The sequence below is a fragment of the Ruthenibacterium lactatiformans genome (assembly GCF_000949455.1).
Classification (GTDB): domain Bacteria; phylum Bacillota; class Clostridia; order Oscillospirales; family Ruminococcaceae; genus Ruthenibacterium; species Ruthenibacterium lactatiformans.
Genome location: NZ_JXXK01000031.1, coordinates 15,551 through 32,751 on the forward strand (window position 1 = coordinate 15,551; position 17,201 = coordinate 32,751).

A 17,201-nucleotide genomic window follows, 5' to 3' on the forward strand; every position below is an offset into this window, starting at 1 on the left:
TTCAACCATCTGCCGCGCCCTCTGTAAAGAGGGCGCTTTTTTCGTATTCTCCGCGTTACGGTTCCGTCTGCCCGATGCCGTTGGCCTGGGCCAGAGCCGCACATTCCGCCTGCATCAGTGCCGCATATTCGCCGCCGCTGTACAGGCTGGCATAACGGTACAGCGCGTAGCCGTCTGCGCCGCGCACGGAAAGCGTGCGCGCCATATCGGCCAGATTGTGGCCGCTGGCCCATTCCCCGCTCTCTGTGGCGGAGCCGTCCCCCGCGCCGATACGGTATGCGCCCAGCCCGAATGCCAGCGAAACCGAATCGTCCCGGGGCATGGCCAGCCATTCGTCCACGATATTCTCGAACGCGAACCGGGCCGAACCATTCTGCAGCGTATAATTGTAGCCCCAGTAGACCTGCGGCATGATGTAGTCCACATAACCGGGCGTGGAAAGCCACAGCGCCACGTCCGAATACTGCTGGCTGTAGTTGTTGTCGTTGTTGCCCTGCGGGCTGATGCCGAAAACCGCCTCCGGCTTTACCGCCTTGACGGCGGCGTATACCTTCTGCACCAGCGTGTTGACGTTGGCGCGCCGCCATTCGGCCAGGTCCTGTCCCCCGCCGTACCGCGCGTAACTCTCCGTGTCGAACGCTTCGTCTGTGGTGGGATAAAAGTAGTCGTCGAACTGAATTCCGTCCACGTCATAATTCTGCACGATCTCCGTTACGCCCTGCACCACCATGTCCTGCACCTCGGGCAGAGCGGGGTCGTAGTACAGCCCGCCGTTCGCCTCCAGCGCCCAGCCCTCGTGCAGAAGCGCCGGGTTGTCCGCCGCCAGCTCGCCGGGGGGCATGGTGTCGTTGAGCCGCACGCGGTACGGGTTCACCCATGCCTCGATGGCAAGGCCGCGGGCGTGGGCCTGCTCCACAAAAATGGCCAGCGGGTCATAGCCGGGGTCCTGCCCCTGCACGCCCGTTACAAGGTGGCTCCAGGGATACACTGCGCTGGGGTACACCGCGTCCCCGAAAGGGCGCACCTGCACGATGACGGTGTTCAGCCCCAGAGCCGCACAGTTGTCCAGCAGCGAGCCCACCGACGCGGCAAAGCCCTGCGCGCCGGAGGTATCGAACATCGGCCATTCCAGATAGCTCACCCACATGGCGCGGTACGCCACGGGCGCGGCCATGGCCTCCGGCTCGCCCCCCGCCTGCATACCGGACGGCACAGAGGTAAAATCCTCCCGGGGCGCGCCGGGCTCCCCGCCGCCCGCCTGCCGCGCGGGCGCGCATGCGGCCAGCAGACACAGGCAGGCGGCTGCCGCAGCGGTTCTCAACAGTTTTTTCATGCTCTTGGTTCCCTTTCCCCATAACGCTGTGCCCGCCCCTAAAAGGCAGGACATGCATCATCGTATGCACGGGGCCCGCCGGAATATGTCTGCCCGGGCCCGCACGGCGCAGTCACGCCTCCTGATACAGCAAAAAAGCCAGAAGGCCCTGCACCGCCGCCACCGCAATGATGATGCACGCGGCCAGCATCTGCGGCACGGGCAGAAAACTGCCCACAAGCAGCACCAGCCCGCACACCATCACCAGAAACGCTGCCTTATGCAGGCCGTTTTCCGGAACGGAAGCCTTGAAATACGGCCATGCAAACACAGGCCACGACGCGGCCGCACACACGATGCCCACAATACCCGGCACCATGCCCAGCACCGTCAGAAGCGCGGCCGTCAGGCAGAAATTGCGGCCGCGGGGGTCCTCTTTTAGATTTGTGGCCAGCATCAGCATCATCACGCCCGCCGCGACGGTCGCGATATTGAACACAAGGTCCGCCCGGATGCTGAACAGCAGCATCGCGCCGCCCAAAATATTCAGCGCTGCCGACAGAATGCCGATGCCGTAAAATGTCTTGCGCGTGATATTCATAAATATATGCTCCCTTTCCGGCGTACCGCCACGCGGCCTGTGCGCTGTGAAAACGCCGGAGCTTCTTTTGTACAGATGATATCAGTATAGCATACTCCGTATTTTTTTCAAAGCCTCGTCTGCGAAAAGGAACGAAAAAGCGCGCCGCGGCGAAAGATATGCCTTTCGCCGCGGCGCGTTTGCAGTCCAATTTTATTTCCCGGGCAGGGCGGGCCTTCACACCCCGGCCGGGGCCGGTTCACTGAGCAGGCCTGTGGAGTAGCTGCGGTCGCCCACAGCCGCGGCCAGCGCCTCCTTGGTGCTGCGGCCCTCCCAGTAAGCGGCCGCTGCCTTCAGGTATCCTGCAGCCAGCCGGGCCGATTCCCCGCACAGCGCCTCGGGGCCCGCGTCCATCTGTGCATGCGTATAGGGGTTTTCCCAATGCTCCGCAAAGCCGTCCGCCGGGCGCCGGGCGGGCGTCATGTGGGAAAGCCCGTAGCCGGGCTTGTGCAGCACCAGCCGTTCCGCCGCCCAGACCAACGCCCGCTTGCCGCCGTAAGGCGACAGGAACAGCCTGTGCAGGGCGTGGAAATCATGGAAGGAATCCGCCAGTGCCTCATGCGGGATATCCATGCGGTAGACCTGCGCCACCGCGTCATGAAGCATTTGCGTCACTTCGGCCAGCTCCTGAGGCGGCAGCCCCGGAGCGGCAGTTCCCGCCGGAACGGCGGGTGAGCCGCAGTCCTGCTCATGGAACATACTGTCCATGGCCACCTCGCAGAAGCCGTGCCCCTCGGGTATGTTGAACTGTCCCTGCGGCCCGCACTGGAACGCCACATACGGATGCATCACGGAATCCGCCGCGTAATGCGCCAGAAAGCCCAGCGCATAGCTGCGCTGGGCGGGCGTGGAGGCCGCGAAGATCATTGTGCGCAGGAACCGGCCGCATTGTTCGTCGTGCATGCGGCCGCCCAGTTCCGGCAGCGGCCAGGGCCGTTTGGCGGAAAGCACACGGTAAGCAAACAGCGGGTCCGGCCCGTTGGCGCCCATTTCATAGGCCGCCGTACTGGGCGCATGCTCCCCGCTTTGTGCCAGCGCCGCGCGGGCGATGCGGATATGTGTATATGCTTCGGGCATATCGATCAAAACCTTTCGCGTTGGGGTCTTCGGGCGGGGCCCCGCCCCTCCCGCACATGGGCAGTACGGATTTTTTACTTCCCCGCGCCCTCTTTTTTCAGCATGCGGGGCAGCACGCCGAAGTAAAGCACCGCGCCCACCAGGAAGATGAGCAGAACTGACAATACGCCCCAGGGCGATGCCTCCTGCTGCGCGGCGGCCAACACGGCCTCGGGGGCCGTCTCCGGCGTAAGGCTCTGCCTGCCCAGCAGCACTACGGTGGCGATCTGCGTCACGAAGCCCATCAGCGCCGGGCCCATGACGGACGAAAACTTGCCGAAGATATCGAAAAAGCCGAAGTACTCGCCCGAACGGTTCTTGTCCGGAAGCATTTTTCCGAACATACTGCGGGACAGCGCCTGGATGCCGCCCTGACTGGTAGCCACCAGAATGGCCAGCACCCAGAACTGCCAGGTCTCGCGCACAAAAAAGCCGAACACGCAAATGCCCATGTAGATACAGATTCCCACGCCCACCATCACGCGCGCGCCGAATTTACCGGCCAGCTTGATGTACATCAGGCAGAACGGCAGGCCCAGGATCTGCACCAGCAGCAGCGCAAGCATCATCTCGGTGTCGCCCAGACCCAGCTGGGCGCCGTAGGAGGTGCTCATGTGGATAATGGTGCCCACGCCGTCGATGTAAAAGAAATAGGCGAGCATGAACACAAAAATGGATTTATGGCCGAAGATGTCCTTCAGCGTGGCCCACAGCCCCCGCAGGGTCTTGCGGATGGCGCCCTTTTCGTGGGGCTGATAGCTTTTCTGCTCCACGTTTTTCAGCAGCGGCCAACTGAACGCGGCCCACCACACGGCCGTAAAGCCGAAGATGAAAGACAGGCAGTACAGCATATCCACGCCCACGGCGTTCATCACAAGAAAAATGAGCAGCGGGATGGTGGAGCCGCCGATATAGCCCAGGCCGTAGCCCATGGTGGAGACGCGGTCCATACGCTCTTCGGTGGTGACGTCGGGTAAAAAGCTGTCGTAGTACAGGTTCGCGCCCGAAAAGCCGATCTGGCTGATGACATACAGGATCAGGATGGCTGTGCCCACGGCCTCGGCCACCCCGGTATTTTCCGCAAAGCCCGTCATGGGCGTAACGGCAAGCCCCGCGCAGGCCAGCACACCCACGGCCAGAAAAACAAAAACATCTTTTTTCGCATGCCTTTAAAATCGCCCAGCGCGCCGATAACCGGCGCCAGCAGCGCCGAAATAAGCATGGCGATGCTGGTGACATAGCCCCAGATGCTCATGGCCGACGTGGTGTTGCGCATAAAGCCCGCCACCGACGAAAAAAAGATCGGCAGCAGCGTGACAACGATCACCGAATGGGCGCTGTTGGCCCAGTCGTACATCATCCAGCTTTTTTCTTCCTTGGTATACCCTTTCAGCATCGGTACGCACCTCGTCTTATTCAGATTCGCGAAAAAAAACTTACTGTACCATGACGCCGCAAAGCGCCCCCAACAAAACCGCATCTACTGCGGTTTTGCATGGTTCAATGTTCTCAAAGCCCTGTGCGCCGGCACAGGGGCGTGTGCAGCGCACACGCGCAGCCGCGCAAGCGGCGGCGGCTTTAAGGTTAGTATATCACATAGAAAAGTGTACCATCCCCGCAGGCAAATCACAAGTAGTTTCGCTGTTTTACAGAAATATTACCCGCCTTCCGGCAGCCTTTTGTTCCCGGTTTTATAAAATTTACAGCAAATCTTTAGAAATTCTTTGGATTTTCCCCCCGCGCCTTTTTAGATTGCGGTCTTATACTAAAACACGTTGAAGACAAGCCGCCCGGCGCGCCGGGCGGGGCAAAAAGGCGGGAGGGGTTTCCAATGACGGAACAGGCGTTTGAAGCGATGGTACGGCAATATGAAAAGCTGGTATATACGGTGTGCTGCCAGCTGGTGCACGACCATCAGCTGGCCGAGGATCTTTCGCAGGAGACGTTTGTCTCGGCCTATCTGCATATGGAAAGCTGTCCGCCGGGCGCGGAAAAGCCCTGGCTGTGCCGCATTGCGGTGAACAAGGCAAAGGATCATCTGAAAAGCGCCTACAACCGCCGCATGGCCGTGACCGAGGCCCCCGGCGACACCGCTCCGGCGCTGGCCGCCGCGCAGAACGTCCCCAGCCTAGAGGCTGAGTGCGAAACACGCGCCGACGCCGGCCTTGCGCGGGAGTGCATCGAGGGCCTGGCGGAACCGTACCGCACGGTGTCTGTATTGTATTTCATGCAGGAATGGCCCGTGGAGGCCATTGCACGGCAGCTGGGCCGCATGCCCAAGACCGTGCACACCCAGCTTTACCGCGCAAAAAAAATGCTGCGGCGGGAGCTGGCGGCGGTGGGCTGAGCGCATACGGGCGCAGAAGGTTCTTTCTCTCTGTCCGGGTTTTGTGCTATATTAAGTAAATAGTATCGATATACGAAGCACGATGCCGCCCAGCCGCCCGCCGGGCGCGCGGCATACCGCATCGCAGCCGGACAAAAGGAGAAACGCATGGAAACGCATATTCTTGTTGTGGAGGACGACGCCGAGATCCGCGAGGGCGTCTCCATTTACCTGAAAAACCAGGGCTATACTGTACACGGTGCGGCCAACGGCGCCCAGGGGCTGGAGCTTGCCCGGCAGCTGCCCATCCATCTGGCCGTTGTGGATGTGATGATGCCCATGATGGACGGCATCACCATGGTGATGAAGCTGCGGGACGAGGGCTGCGAGTTCCCCGTCATCATGTTGTCGGCCAAATCCGAGGACATTGATAAGATCACCGGGCTGAACATCGGCGCGGACGATTACGTCACCAAGCCTTTCGTGCCCATGGAACTTCTGGCCCGGGTGCACTCCCACCTGCGCCGGTACGAAAAATTTCTGCGGGCGACGGGCGCAGCCGCTGCGCCCGCCCTGCGCACCTATGTCATCGGCGGGCTGGAGCTGTGCGAGGACACCGCGGAGCTGACCGTGGACGGCACGCCCGTAAAGCTGACGCCGCTGGAGTTCAAAATTCTGGCGCTGCTGATGAAAAACCCTGGGCGCGTGTTCTCCGCCGAGGAGATATACGAGCGCGTTTGGAACGAACGCGCCGTCAGCACGGATACCATCATGGTGCACATCCGCAACATCCGTGAAAAGATAGAATACAATCCCAGGGAACCGAAATATTTGAAAGTGGTGTGGGGCATTGGGTACAAGATCGAAAAGTAAGGCGGCCGCGGGGCTGCTTTCCGCACTTTTGCTGCTGGCGCTGGCCGTGGGGCTTCTGGCCGGGCTGCGTCCGCTGTACGCCCGCGCTCAGGAACAGGGCGTCCTGTTTTATTATTACGATCCCTTTGTGGAAAACATCCAGACGGCCAACCATACGCTGTACTGGCGGGCCCGCGAGCAGTGGGAGGGCAAGGAGTTTGAGCCGTCGGAGCTTTTGCTGAGCGACGCGAACGCCGCTGTTTACGCCGCACGGGAGGCCGGGGAGGACTTCGTGCTGGGCTACACCGGCGCGGCCGGTGACGAAAGCGGCGGCACCAACGCCTCCTACGGCGGACTGGACGTTTACGCGCCCGATGCCATCTCCGCGCTGGACGCTTTCAACGCCAGCGTGAAAGCCCATGCCGACGAGCTGGCGGGCAGCTGGGGCAATCTGTTTTACGCCGTGACGGACGACGCAACGGGCAAAACATACACCAACACGGAAGCCGGGCTTGGCGGCTTTCTTTCGGACGACCCCGCCAAAAACGGCTTCGACGCCGCCCAGTGGCGTTATGTGCTGGCGCTCCGCTTCGACGCGCAGGGCAATATGTCCTATGCAGCCTCCTATCTGGGCGAGGAGGGCCAGCAGGACTTTTCCGCTTCTATCTGGAACACGGATATGCAGGCCTACGGCACCGACGCCATACGCCGGCATCTTGACCTGGACGTTCTGTCCTACTACGATCTTTCCGCTCCCAAAAGCGTGACCTTCGTCTACGGGGTCCCGCGGGTATTCGCGGCTTCGGATGACATCAGCTGGTATATCGCAACGTCTCAGGAGCGCTCCTTCATCAGCCACGCCTTCGATCCCCTGTTTGCGGCTGCATTGGCCCTTGCGGCGCTTCTGGCCCTGTGGTTCGGCCGCCGGCGCGGCAGCGGGCTGGGCGGCGGCTGGCTGTGCCGTGTGCCGCTGGAGCTGGTACTGCTGGCCCTCGGCTGCGCGGTGCTGATGAACGGCGTCCCCTCCAGCGCTGTAACAAGCAATTTCGACGGCAGCATCGCCGCCGTGCTGCGGGACGAATTCAGCGTGGACCTGCCCTCCGCGGCCAACACCATGGCGAACCTGCTGTGCGCGGGGCTTCTGTTCCTGTTTTTGGAGGTGACGTTTATGTCTGTTCTCGCGCTGCGCCAGGGCCTGGCCCGGGACGGTTGGCTGGGCTATCTGAAAAACCGCAGCCTGGCCGCACGGGCCGTGCGCGCTTTGCTGCGGGGCGCGGGGCGCGTCTGGCGTGCCGTGAGCGGCACGCTGGGGCGCATGTGGCGCGCCCTCACCGCCATCGACCTGCGGGACCCCGCTGAAAAAACGCTGCTGCGCCTGCTGGCCGTAAATTTCGCCATCGTCACGTTCATCTGCTGCTTCTGGTTCCTGGGCATTGCTGGAACCGTGATCTACACGGTGGTGCTGTTCTTCCTGCTGCGCCGCCGCGCCAACCGCATCCAGCAGGACTACGCGGCCCTGCTGGCCGCCGCCCGGCGCATGGCCGGCGGAGACCTGGCCACGCCTGTGGAGGGAGACATGGGCCTGTTCGACCCGCTGAAGGACGAATTGAACCAGGTGCGCGCGGGCTTTGAAAAGGCCGTCGCCGCCGAAGTGCGCAGCCAGAACATGAAGACCGAGCTGATCACCAACGTCTCACACGACCTGAAAACGCCGCTGACCGCCATCATCACCTATGTGGACCTGCTCAAGGACCCCGCCCTTTCTGCCGAAGACCGGGCCAAATACATTGAAACGCTGGACAAAAAATCCCAGCGGCTCAAGCGGCTGATCGAGGACCTGTTTGAGGTGAGCAAGGCCGCCACACGGAACGTGGCCATGCATTACGCTGAAGTAGATCTGGCCGCACTGCTCAAGCAGGTCCAGTACGAGCTGGCCGACAAAGCCGAAGCCAGCGGCATCGATTTCCGCTGGCAGCTCCCGGAGGAACGCATGCCTCTGGTGCTGGACGGGCAAAAGACCTGCCGCATCTTTGAGAACCTAGTGGTGAACATCACCAAATACGGCATGCCCGGCACCCGGGCTTATATCACGCTGATGCCGCAGGAGCACGGCGCGCAGGTGGTGTTCAAAAACATTTCCGCCACCGAGCTGGATTTCAGCGCGGAAGAGATCACCGACCGCTTTGTGCGGGGCGACCGTTCCCGCAACACCGAGGGCAGCGGCCTGGGCCTTGCCATTGCCAAGAGCTTTGCCGAACTGCAGGGCGGCACGTTCTCCATCACAGTGGACGGCGACCTGTTCAAGGCCACGGTAACGCTGCCCGACACGAACCAGCCCGAGCAGCCGGAAACACTCCCGCTCCCCGCCGCGCCGGACGCAGACGCGCAAAGCGCCCCGCAGACGGGCGGCGCTCTGCCCGCAGGCATCTGAACCGTACGGATACAAATGAACAAGCCGCCGTTTCCCCGGACACGAAGTCCGGCGGAAACGGCGGTTTGCTTTTTATTCCGAAGGCCGCGCGCCCCACGCGCAGCGCAGCGCGTCCACAGCGGCCCGCAGCGCCCTCTCGTCCATATCGGAATAGCCCAGCACCACGGTGGCGGGCGGACAGTCCTCCGGGTGCTCCATATAATAGGCGGAAAGGCCGTTCACATGCACGCCGGCCCGCGCCGCCGCCTCCACCAGCTCCCGTTCCGTCATGCCGTTGTGCACCGCGGCCAGCAGGTGCAGCCCGGTGTGGCTGCCCCGCACCGCCACGCCATCCCGGCCGAAAGCGGCGTACAGCGCCTCCAGCAGCGCGTCCCGGCGGGCGCGGCAGGCGCTGCGCAGGCGGTTCAGATGCCGCGCGAAATGCCCTTCCTCCATAAAGCGGCACAGCGTCTGCTGCTCGAACCGCGACACCGTGGAGGAATACACGCCGTATTCGGCACGGTACATCTCCAGCACAGGCACCGGCAGCACCATATAGCCGATGCGCATGGACGGCGCCATGCTCTTGGAAAAGGTGCTCACATAGATCACCCGCCCCGCCTGGTCCAGCCCCTGCAGCGATGGAATGGGCCGGGTGTCGTAACGGAATTCGCTGTCGTAGTCATCCTCCACCACATAACGTCCCGGGGCCGCGCCCGCCCAGCGCAGCAGTTCCGTGCGCCGGGCAATGGGCATCGTTGCGCCCGTGGGGAACTGGTGGCTGGGCGTGACATACGCAAGCTGCGCGCCGCCGGCCTGCAGAGCGTCCAGCGTCATGCCGTCCCCGTCCACAGGCACGAACACCGTGCGCACGCCGTTGTTGCGCAGCACCTGCGCCGTGCGGGGATAGCCCGGATTTTCCACCGCAAAGGTGCTGGCGCAGAACAGCCGGGCCAGCAGGCCCACCAGATATTCGATGCCCGCGCCCACCACGATCTGCTCGGGCGCGCACACCACGCCCCGGTAAGCATGCAGATATTTGGCAATGGCCGCGCGCAGGGATGCATCGCCCTGGCGGGAGCCATGGTTCAGAAGCTCCGGATGGGCGGTGACTGTCTCGCGCTGGATGCGCGCCCATGTCTTGAACGGAAACAGGGCAGTGTCCACACTGCCCGTGCCGAAATCATAGGCCCAGCGCTTTGCGGGCGGTTCCGGCGGCGCGGCCGGAGCCGGACGGACGGGTGCGTCCAGCTTTTCAATGCGGCATACCGTGAAGCCGCTTTTCGCGCGGGCCGCTATGTAGCCCTCCGCCACCAGCATTTGGTAGGCCGTTTCCACGGTGGAAACGCTCACCCGCAGGTCCGCTGCCAGGCGGCGCTTGCTGGGCAGCTTTTCCCCCGCCGCCAGCCCGCCGGAAGCGATCTCCTCCACGATATGGCGGTATAGCTGACGGTACAGCGGCGCGCCGTCCCCGCGCATCAGTCCCAGCGTAAAGCTTTCCATGCCTGCCCTCCAATCTGACCTTATAAAATATTCATAAATTGAGTATTTTAATCAGTTCACAATCTTCTATAATTGAGGATAAGCGAAAGCGGCGGCCCTGTCAACCGGAAATTCGCGGCGCAGGGCAAAAACAAAGAGGAGTGGTATTCATGGAAAAAACATCCAACCGGTTCACCGTGCGCAGGCTGGCCGTCACGGGCCTGCTGAGCGCTCTGGTATTCGTATTCAGCTGGATACAGATTCCCATCGGGGAGGTAGCGCGCATTCATCTGGGCAATGTGTTCTGCGCGCTGTCCGGCCTGCTGTTCGGGCCCCTGACGGGCGGCCTTGCCTCCGGCTTCGGCAGTATGCTGTTCGACTTTACGAATCCGCTGTACATCGCGGAAAGCTGGATCACATTCATCACAAAATTTTTCATCGGCTTTCTGGCCGGGCTCATCGCCCACCGGAGCGGTAATATCTCGCTGGGACGGGACGTGCTGGGCGCGTCCGTGGGCAGCGTGACGTATGTGGCGCTGTACCTGCTGAAGTCCTTCATCATGAAGTTTTACATCGAGGGGCAGGCTCTGGGCGCGGTGCAGACGCAGCTCGTGACAAAGGGCGTCACGTCCCTCATCAACGCGGTGCTGGCCGTGGTAGTGTCCGTGCTGCTTGCAAAAGCCGTGCGGCCCGCGCTGCGCAAGGCGGGCATTCTAAGCGAATAACCTCTGCAGACAGGCAAAAAGCACGGCCCGGAGCCTTCCGGGCCGTGCTTTTTTGTCCAATTCGGAAAAATATCGCAAATTTCAAAAAAAGGCTTTTCATCGGTGCCCGGATGGGCTAGAATAGCGTTTTGTGCAGGGCTGTTTTCGGCTCCGCGCGGCGCGGGGCACACGGCCCCGAAGCGCCGCTTTTCGGGAAAGGAAAGGTGCTTTTTTGGTTACGGATATGACTTCGGGCAGCCCCATGCGGCTGCTGCTCCGGTTTTCTCTGCCCATGCTGGTGGGCAATATCTTCCAGCAGTTTTACAGCATGGTGGACGCCATGATCGTGGGCCGCTTTGTGGGCGTGGACGCGCTGGCCGCCGTGGGCGCCACGGGCGGTATGTCGTTCCTGGTGCTGGGCTTTGTCATCGGGCTTGCCAACGGGTTCTGCGTGGTGGTGTCACAGCGCTTCGGCGCGCGGGATGAGGCCGGGCTGCGCCGGTGCGTGGCCATGACGATGCTGCTGTCCCTCATCGTCACCGTCGTGGCTACGGCGGCCAGTTTTCTTGGTACAGAACCGATGCTGCGCGCCATGAACACGCCGGAAAACATCTTCAGCGACAGCGCCGCATACATCGGCATCATCTTTCTGGGGCTGGGCGCGAGCCTGTTTTACAATCTGTTCTCCGGCCTGCTGCGCGCCGTGGGCGACAGCAAAACGCCGTTGTATTTCCTGTGCCTCTCCAGCGCGCTGAACGTCGTGCTGGACCTTCTGTTCGTTGTGACGTTCTCCATGGGCGTGGCGGGCGCCGCCTGGGCCACCATCCTTTCTCAGGGCGTTTCGGCGCTGCTGTGCCTGGTCTATATGCTGAAAAAATTCCCCATCCTGCGCACAGGCCGGGCCGACTGGGCCTGGCACGGCCCGATGGTGCGCCGCCTTGCCCGGATGGGCATTCCCACGGCGCTGTCCAACAGCGTAACGGCCATCGGCTGCATGATTTTACAGGTGACCATCAACGGCTTCGGCTCCACGGTGGTGGCGGCATACACCGCCGCCTCCAAGGTGGAGCAGCTGACGACGCAGCCCACGTTCACCTTCGGGCTGGCCGCAGCCACTTTTACCGCGCAGAACGCGGGCGCCGGCAAGCTGGACCGCGTGAAGGACGGCGTGCGCAAGGCCACGGTGCTCAACCTCATTGCCGGGCTGGCCGCGGCCGTGGTGGTATGGCTGTTTGCCGCGCCCATCACCACCTGGTTCGTGGACCCGGGTGAGACGGCTGTCATCGCCGCGTCGGTACAGTTTTTAAATATCGAAGCGGTTTTCATTCTGGCCCTGGGCGTGCTGTTCGTTTACCGCAACGCGCTGCAAGGCCTGGGCAACGCCGTGATGCCGCTGATCTCCGGCGGTGTGGAGCTCGCCATGCGCCTGGCCGCCGCCATCCTCCTCTCTCGCTTCCTGGGCTATGTCGGCGTGTGCCTGGCAAACCCGGTGGCCTGGACGGGCGCAGCCGTGATGCTGGTGCCCGCCTATCTGGCCGAGCTGCACCGCCAGCAAAACAACGCGCTGGCCCGCGCCCGCTGAGGCCGGGTCACAGGCCCGAACCGGACGTTTTTTGGCAAAAAACGCACAAACAGGAAGAAAACCCCGAAAAGCCACCGTTCTTTTTGAAAGAAAACGGTGGCTTTCCGCGTTACAATCGTGTACAATGGAAACGTTAGAATGCCCGTATTGTACACGAACGGGCCATCTTAGGAGGAAACGCCGTGCAACAGATCCAACGATATTTCCGCAAGGCCGGCAAAGCGCTGGCGCGCTTTTTCGGCCGCGTAAAGAAAGGCAGCCCCATCGACATCGCCATCCTGGTATGCGCCGCCGCGCTCATCATCGCGCTGCTCGCTATTCTTGTGATGTCCCTGCTGCCCGACGCCGCGCCCGTGGATGCCTCCTCGTCCGCACCGTCTTCGTCGTCTGTCTCCGCTTCCCAGAGCGGCAGCTATGACCCGGACGCGGACGCGCTGGATAAACAGGCCTACGACGGCACCATCCTGCCGGAGACTGCGGACGGCGGCCAGACGTACATTGACGAAACGATGTTTCTGGGCGATTCCAACACCTACCGCCTGGTGGCCTACGGCCTGACAACGTGGCAGAACAACCTGAGCGCCGTGGGTATGGGCATCCAGCATGTCACCAGCACGCCGTGCATGTACTTCAAGGGTTCATCCAGCCCGGTGTATGTCGCCAAGGCCGTCTCCATGATGCAGCCCCGGCGCATCGTCATCACATACGGCACCAATAACACCAATTCCACTGCGGACACATTCAAAAACCAGTACCGCAGTGCTCTGGAGGCCATCAAAAAGGAATGGCCCTACGCGGATATCATCATCAACGCCGTACCGCCCGTGGCGCAGACGCGCACGGGCGCGGCCGCCGCGCAGAAGGCCATCGATGAATTCAACAAAGCTCTGGCGGACCTTGCCAAGGAGGACGGCTACCGGTTCCTGAACAGCAGCGAGGCCCTGAAGGACCCCGCCACGGGCTTTGCCAGAGCTTCGTATATGATCGAGGACGGCCTGCATTTGAATGAGCAGGGCGCCAAAGCGCTGATCGACTATGTGCGCACGCACACCTACGAGACCGAGGACCGCCGCCCGGCGCTGACCACCATCCCCACGCACACGGCCACGCCGGAGGAGACCTTCAACCCGCAGGCGGCGTCCAGCAGCTCCAGCTCGTCCAGCTCCGAAGCCGAGGGCGTGACCGTCACGTTCTCCATCAAGGACGGCAAAGACGGCGGCTCGCTGTCCGGCACGCTGACGCAGAAGGTGAAGCCCGGCGAAACGTGCTCCACCGTGACGGCCACCGCCAAGGAAGGCTATTCGCTGGAATGGGGCTGCACCGAGGGACGCATTGAAAATGTGAACAACGGCACGCTGACCTTCACCGTGCCCGCAAATACAAAGCTGGAATCCATCAGTGTGTGGGTGACGTTCAAAAATAAGCACACGCACAGTTTCGGCAGCTGGACGGACGCGGGCAACGGCACGCATACGCGCACCTGCACGGCCAGCGGCTGCACCAACCCGCCCAAGACCGAGACGGAGAACCATATCAAAGGCAACTGGACGGCAGACCCCAACGACGCCACCAAAATGCACATTTACTGTACACAGCCCACATGTCACGCCATTCTTGACACTCATACCCACAGTTGGAGCGGGTGGACGGACGCCGGCGATGGCGTAAACCACAAACGCACCTGCTCCGTTGCCGGATGTCCCGCCCCTACGGAAACACAGGCCCACTCCTGGGGCGCAACGGACCAGGCTACTGGTATGCGCACCTGCACTGTCTGCGGCGCGGCCGGAAAGGACCCCAACTGGACCGCGCCGCCCGCCGAACATGTCCATGCCTGGAGCGGCTGGACGGATGCGGGTGACGGCGCGAATCACAAGCGCACCTGCTCCGCCGCCGGGTGCCCTGCACCCACGGAACTGCAGCCCCATACTTGGGGGACGACGGATCCGAGCACGGGCGCCCGCAGCTGTACAGTCTGCGGTGCCGGTGGACAGGACCCAAACTGGGCTCCTCCCGCAACTACCCCTATCCCCGCCCCTGCCGCATAGCTTTTCGCCGCCTGCCCTTTTTGTGGCGGGCGGCTTTCATTTTTTCTATCAGGCAGAAAGAAGGTTTTTTATGCTCAACAGCAAGGGTTTCGACGAATGGGCCGCCGGTTATGACGCCAGCGTCCGCCATTCCCACGATGCGGGGGAATATCCCTTCGCAGGCTACGATGCGGTGCTGTCTCTTATCGAGGCCCGTGTGAACAGCCGTCCCGGCGCCGATGTGTTGGACTTGGGCTTCGGGACAGGCATGCTGACAGCACGCCTGTACGCGGCCGGCCATCCGGTAGCCGGAGTGGATTTTTCCCAGAATATGCTGGACGCCGCCCGCACCAAGATGCCCTGCGCGGAATTGTATCTGTATGATTTCACACGGGGCCTGCCCCCCGCGCTGGAGGGCAGGACGTTCTATTTTATCATCAGCACCTATGCTTTCCACCATGTGCCGGACGCCGGGAAACCCACGTTCCTGCTGGAATTGTCCCGCCGTCTCAGCCCCGGCGGCGAATGTCTGATAGGAGACGTGGCTTTTGAAACGCAGGCCGAGCTGGATGCCTGCCATGCCGCGGCCGGGACGGCCTGGGACTGCGGCGAGGATTATGCCGTGGCGCAGCTGCTTGCCGGTGCTCTGCCCAGCCTGCGCCTTTCCTTCGCGCGGCTTTCCCACTGCGCGGGGGTGCTTTCCATCGGGCGGCACGACTCTCCGCAGCCTGTTTGACGCAAAAAACAGCCAAGCATCGAATGAGCTTCATTGCAAACCGATAAAAAGAGGCCGGAGCCCGGCGGGGAAATCCCGCCGGGCTCCGGCCTCTTTTATCTCAGCTCCAAGAGAGCAGCGCGCGCCGCGCCTACTTTCTACCGCCGTAAAAGCGGCGGTACGGGTTCTGCGTGCGCTGGGTGGGCGTAAGCTGCTCCGGGCGCGGCCTGGAACGGCTGGCCGCCACTGCCGCCAGCACCAGCACGCCCAGAATCACCAGCGCCGCGGCCACCGCAGCCATCAGGATCCACTGCCAGGGAAGCATACGCCTTCCTCCTTTTCCGTTCGTTCACTGCCGCGTCAGAGTATGGAACACCGACATCGCCTTTTCGTAATACGCGGCGGCGTCCTCATCCTTTTCCAGCTTGGTGCCCGTATAAACGCGGGGCACCAGCTTGTAGTCCTGCAAAAATGTCTGGTAATCATACCCCTGCGAACCGTCGAAGTTCTCCGACGCGCCCAGCTCCAGCGACGTGAGCGCCGGACAGTCTCCCCAGCGCACGCCCATGCGCGCATAGTCCGGCTTTTCGCCCTCTGCGGGAGATGTGCCGTCGTTGTAGGCGAACAGCATATACTGCTCCTGGAAATACTCCATATCGTCCACAAGGAACAGCATGCTCTCGCCGCCGTCGATGTCGCCGGACAACTTCGTGATGTTCGCCATCTGGACGTTGGGGTCCGCGATGGAATCCGCGTCTTTCCCGATGGTGTATTCCATCACGCTCACAACGACCTCTCCGTCGCCGTTGCGGTCGTCAAAATACGGCTTGAGCTGCTCGGCCAGTGCCTCGCCGGTGCCCATGGGCACACCTGTCGTGGTGAGGATGCCGATGGTATAATCCGGATGCACCTGGGTGGCGATCTCCCAAACGAACGAAAAGACCATCAGCGCGGCCACGATGCCGACGATCACATGCCATTTGTGATAGAACCAGAAATTTTCCCGTTTTTCCTTGCCGGTCATCTCATGCTTCGGCTGTTCGGGCTGCAGGTCCTCGGGCTTGATGTTCAGTGTGTAGCGCGGGCTTGCCATACACGTGTTTCCCTCTTTCTGTTATATGTGTCGCGGCGGGCCTGCCCGCACGCTTTTATGCATACGCCGCTGCGCGGCGTCAGTGCGCTGTGGTTTTATCCTTGTGCGCGGCAATGCGCCGGGCCACCTCGTCCGGCAGCGCTTTCTGCGCCGCCCGGTCCAGCCCGGCGGTCTCGATGGGCGGCAGCACGGTCATGGTCACATGGCCGGGACACATCAGGTTGTGGTTTGCCTCCATAATCTTATAGCTGCCGTCGATGACGACGGGCACCACGGGCGCACCCGCCGCAAAGGCCATTTTGAACGCGCCGTGCTTGAACTCGCCCATGGCGTCGCCCTTGCTGCGCGTGCCTTCGGGGAACACGATGACACTTTCGCCCCGCGCCAGCAGCGCGCCTGCTTCCTTCATGGCCGTGACAGCCTGGCGGGGATTTTTGCGGTCGATGAACACACAGTCGAACAGCTTCATCCAGGTGCGCACCAGTGGGATCTTCAGCGTCTCCACCTTCGCCACCAGCGCGTGGGGCCTGTCCAGATGCACCAGCGTGATGGGGATATCATAATCGCTCTGGTGGTTGGGCGTGAATACCACGGCCCGGTCCTTCGGAATGTTTTCCAGCCCGTTCACCGTAACGGTACACCCGGCAATGCGCATCAGAGTGGACATCCACATGGGCACATATCTGTCCACGATGGCCCGGCAGCCGCTCTCATCCCCCGCGGCCTTGCGCCGCTTTGCCTCGTTCATTTTCGGTGTAAGCACGATGAGCGCGCCGAAGAAATAGAAAAACCACACGATCGTCCGCAATATTGCCATACCGGTATCATTCCTTTTCCGCGCCAGGCTTTCCGCGTCCGGCGGCCTGCATACTTTTTCTATGATACCGCAAACCGGGCGAATACGCAAACAGTTTTGCCGCGCAGCATGGCCTCGGTGCTGCT

At 62.1% G+C, this 17,201-nt stretch carries 16 protein-coding genes; 7 read left to right on the plus strand and 9 right to left on the minus strand.

The features are described 5' to 3' along the window. Positions 1 to 55 precede the first annotated feature (55 nt). The 5 genes from TQ39_RS15985 to TQ39_RS21730 form a co-directional block, all read right to left on the minus strand. Positions 56 to 1,333 (minus strand): glycoside hydrolase family 10-like protein, encoded by a 1,278-nt coding sequence (locus TQ39_RS15985; protein ID WP_009321709.1) that lies wholly within the window; start codon positions 1,331 to 1,333, stop codon positions 56 to 58. Between the two features lie 112 nt (positions 1,334 to 1,445). After that, positions 1,446 to 1,913, minus strand: a complete 468-nt coding sequence (locus TQ39_RS15990; protein ID WP_050006274.1) for a hypothetical protein — start codon at positions 1,911 to 1,913, stop codon at positions 1,446 to 1,448. Between the two features lie 216 nt (positions 1,914 to 2,129). After that, positions 2,130 to 3,029, minus strand: a complete 900-nt coding sequence (locus TQ39_RS15995; protein ID WP_050006275.1) for a zinc dependent phospholipase C family protein — start codon at positions 3,027 to 3,029, stop codon at positions 2,130 to 2,132. Positions 3,030 to 3,103: 74 nt separating this feature from the next. After that, complete coding sequence (locus TQ39_RS16000; protein WP_242853524.1) at positions 3,104 to 4,195, minus strand: MFS transporter; 1,092 nt, start codon at positions 4,193 to 4,195, stop codon at positions 3,104 to 3,106. Further along, the gene (locus TQ39_RS21730) at positions 4,159 to 4,464 is read right to left on the minus strand and encodes a hypothetical protein (RefSeq protein WP_050006277.1); all 306 of its coding nucleotides are present in this window, start codon (positions 4,462 to 4,464) and stop codon (positions 4,159 to 4,161) included. Before TQ39_RS21730 ends, TQ39_RS16000 begins: the two co-directional genes overlap by 37 nt. A gap of 435 nt (positions 4,465 to 4,899) precedes the next feature. Between TQ39_RS21730 and TQ39_RS16010 the strand changes: the two genes are divergently transcribed. From TQ39_RS16010 to TQ39_RS16020, 3 genes are all read left to right on the plus strand, one after another. Continuing rightward, entirely contained in the window at positions 4,900 to 5,415 is a 516-nt protein-coding gene (locus TQ39_RS16010) for an RNA polymerase sigma factor (protein WP_050006278.1), read from the plus strand. Between the two features lie 147 nt (positions 5,416 to 5,562). Next, entirely contained in the window at positions 5,563 to 6,267 is a 705-nt protein-coding gene (locus TQ39_RS16015; protein WP_050006279.1) for a response regulator transcription factor, read from the plus strand. Next, on the plus strand, positions 6,245 to 8,677 hold the full coding sequence (locus TQ39_RS16020) for a sensor histidine kinase (RefSeq protein ID WP_156146370.1): 2,433 nt from the start codon (positions 6,245 to 6,247) through the stop codon (positions 8,675 to 8,677). Before TQ39_RS16015 ends, TQ39_RS16020 begins: the two co-directional genes overlap by 23 nt. A gap of 72 nt (positions 8,678 to 8,749) precedes the next feature. Here TQ39_RS16020 and pdxR read toward each other — a convergent pair whose 3' ends face one another. Beyond that, entirely contained in the window at positions 8,750 to 10,159 is a 1,410-nt protein-coding gene (gene pdxR, locus TQ39_RS16025; protein WP_050006281.1) for a MocR-like pyridoxine biosynthesis transcription factor PdxR, read from the minus strand. 149 nt (positions 10,160 to 10,308) lie between these two features. Between pdxR and TQ39_RS16030 the strand changes: the two genes are divergently transcribed. The 4 genes from TQ39_RS16030 to TQ39_RS20495 all read left to right on the plus strand — a co-directional run bounded on the left by TQ39_RS16030 (position 10,309) and on the right by TQ39_RS20495 (position 15,187). Next, positions 10,309 to 10,863, plus strand: coding sequence for an ECF transporter S component (locus TQ39_RS16030; RefSeq protein WP_009321701.1), 555 nt, complete (start codon positions 10,309 to 10,311; stop codon positions 10,861 to 10,863). Positions 10,864 to 11,074: 211 nt separating this feature from the next. Beyond that, positions 11,075 to 12,424, plus strand: coding sequence for an MATE family efflux transporter (locus TQ39_RS16035; RefSeq protein ID WP_156146372.1), 1,350 nt, complete (start codon positions 11,075 to 11,077; stop codon positions 12,422 to 12,424). Between the two features lie 182 nt (positions 12,425 to 12,606). Beyond that, positions 12,607 to 14,472 carry an SGNH/GDSL hydrolase family protein gene (locus tag TQ39_RS16040; RefSeq protein WP_050006282.1) on the plus strand — a complete coding sequence of 622 codons (1,866 nt, stop codon included), beginning with the start codon at positions 12,607 to 12,609 and terminating at the stop codon, positions 14,470 to 14,472. A gap of 70 nt (positions 14,473 to 14,542) precedes the next feature. Beyond that, positions 14,543 to 15,187 carry a class I SAM-dependent methyltransferase gene (locus TQ39_RS20495; RefSeq protein ID WP_050006283.1) on the plus strand — a complete coding sequence of 215 codons (645 nt, stop codon included), beginning with the start codon at positions 14,543 to 14,545 and terminating at the stop codon, positions 15,185 to 15,187. A gap of 130 nt (positions 15,188 to 15,317) precedes the next feature. On the opposite strand, the gene TQ39_RS21000 is transcribed toward TQ39_RS20495, so the two are convergent. From TQ39_RS21000 to TQ39_RS16055, 3 genes are all read right to left on the minus strand, one after another. Further along, a complete protein-coding gene (locus tag TQ39_RS21000) occupies positions 15,318 to 15,491 on the minus strand; it encodes a hypothetical protein (RefSeq protein ID WP_009321697.1) in 174 nt (57 codons plus the stop codon). 24 nt (positions 15,492 to 15,515) lie between these two features. After that, positions 15,516 to 16,259, minus strand: coding sequence for a hypothetical protein (locus TQ39_RS16050; protein ID WP_009321696.1), 744 nt, complete (start codon positions 16,257 to 16,259; stop codon positions 15,516 to 15,518). Between the two features lie 79 nt (positions 16,260 to 16,338). After that, positions 16,339 to 17,076, minus strand: coding sequence for a lysophospholipid acyltransferase family protein (locus TQ39_RS16055; RefSeq protein ID WP_050006284.1), 738 nt, complete (start codon positions 17,074 to 17,076; stop codon positions 16,339 to 16,341). Between the last annotated feature and the right edge of the window lie 125 nt (positions 17,077 to 17,201).

Coding starts and splice junctions, on each gene's coding strand:
- TQ39_RS15985 (WP_009321709.1), bottom strand. CDS start 1,333: ATGAAAAAACTGTTGAGAACCGCTGCGGCAGCCGCCTGCCTGTGTCTG.
- TQ39_RS15990 (WP_050006274.1), bottom strand. CDS start 1,913: ATGAATATCACGCGCAAGACATTTTACGGCATCGGCATTCTGTCGGCA.
- TQ39_RS15995 (WP_050006275.1), bottom strand. CDS start 3,029: ATGCCCGAAGCATATACACATATCCGCATCGCCCGCGCGGCGCTGGCA.
- TQ39_RS21730 (WP_050006277.1), bottom strand. CDS start 4,464: ATGCTGAAAGGGTATACCAAGGAAGAAAAAAGCTGGATGATGTACGAC.
- TQ39_RS16010 (WP_050006278.1), top strand. CDS start 4,900: ATGACGGAACAGGCGTTTGAAGCGATGGTACGGCAATATGAAAAGCTG.
- TQ39_RS16015 (WP_050006279.1), top strand. CDS start 5,563: ATGGAAACGCATATTCTTGTTGTGGAGGACGACGCCGAGATCCGCGAG.
- pdxR (WP_050006281.1), bottom strand. CDS start 10,159: ATGGAAAGCTTTACGCTGGGACTGATGCGCGGGGACGGCGCGCCGCTG.
- TQ39_RS16030 (WP_009321701.1), top strand. CDS start 10,309: ATGGAAAAAACATCCAACCGGTTCACCGTGCGCAGGCTGGCCGTCACG.
- TQ39_RS20495 (WP_050006283.1), top strand. CDS start 14,543: ATGCTCAACAGCAAGGGTTTCGACGAATGGGCCGCCGGTTATGACGCC.
- TQ39_RS21000 (WP_009321697.1), bottom strand. CDS start 15,491: ATGCTTCCCTGGCAGTGGATCCTGATGGCTGCGGTGGCCGCGGCGCTG.
- TQ39_RS16050 (WP_009321696.1), bottom strand. CDS start 16,259: ATGGCAAGCCCGCGCTACACACTGAACATCAAGCCCGAGGACCTGCAG.
- TQ39_RS16055 (WP_050006284.1), bottom strand. CDS start 17,076: ATGGCAATATTGCGGACGATCGTGTGGTTTTTCTATTTCTTCGGCGCG.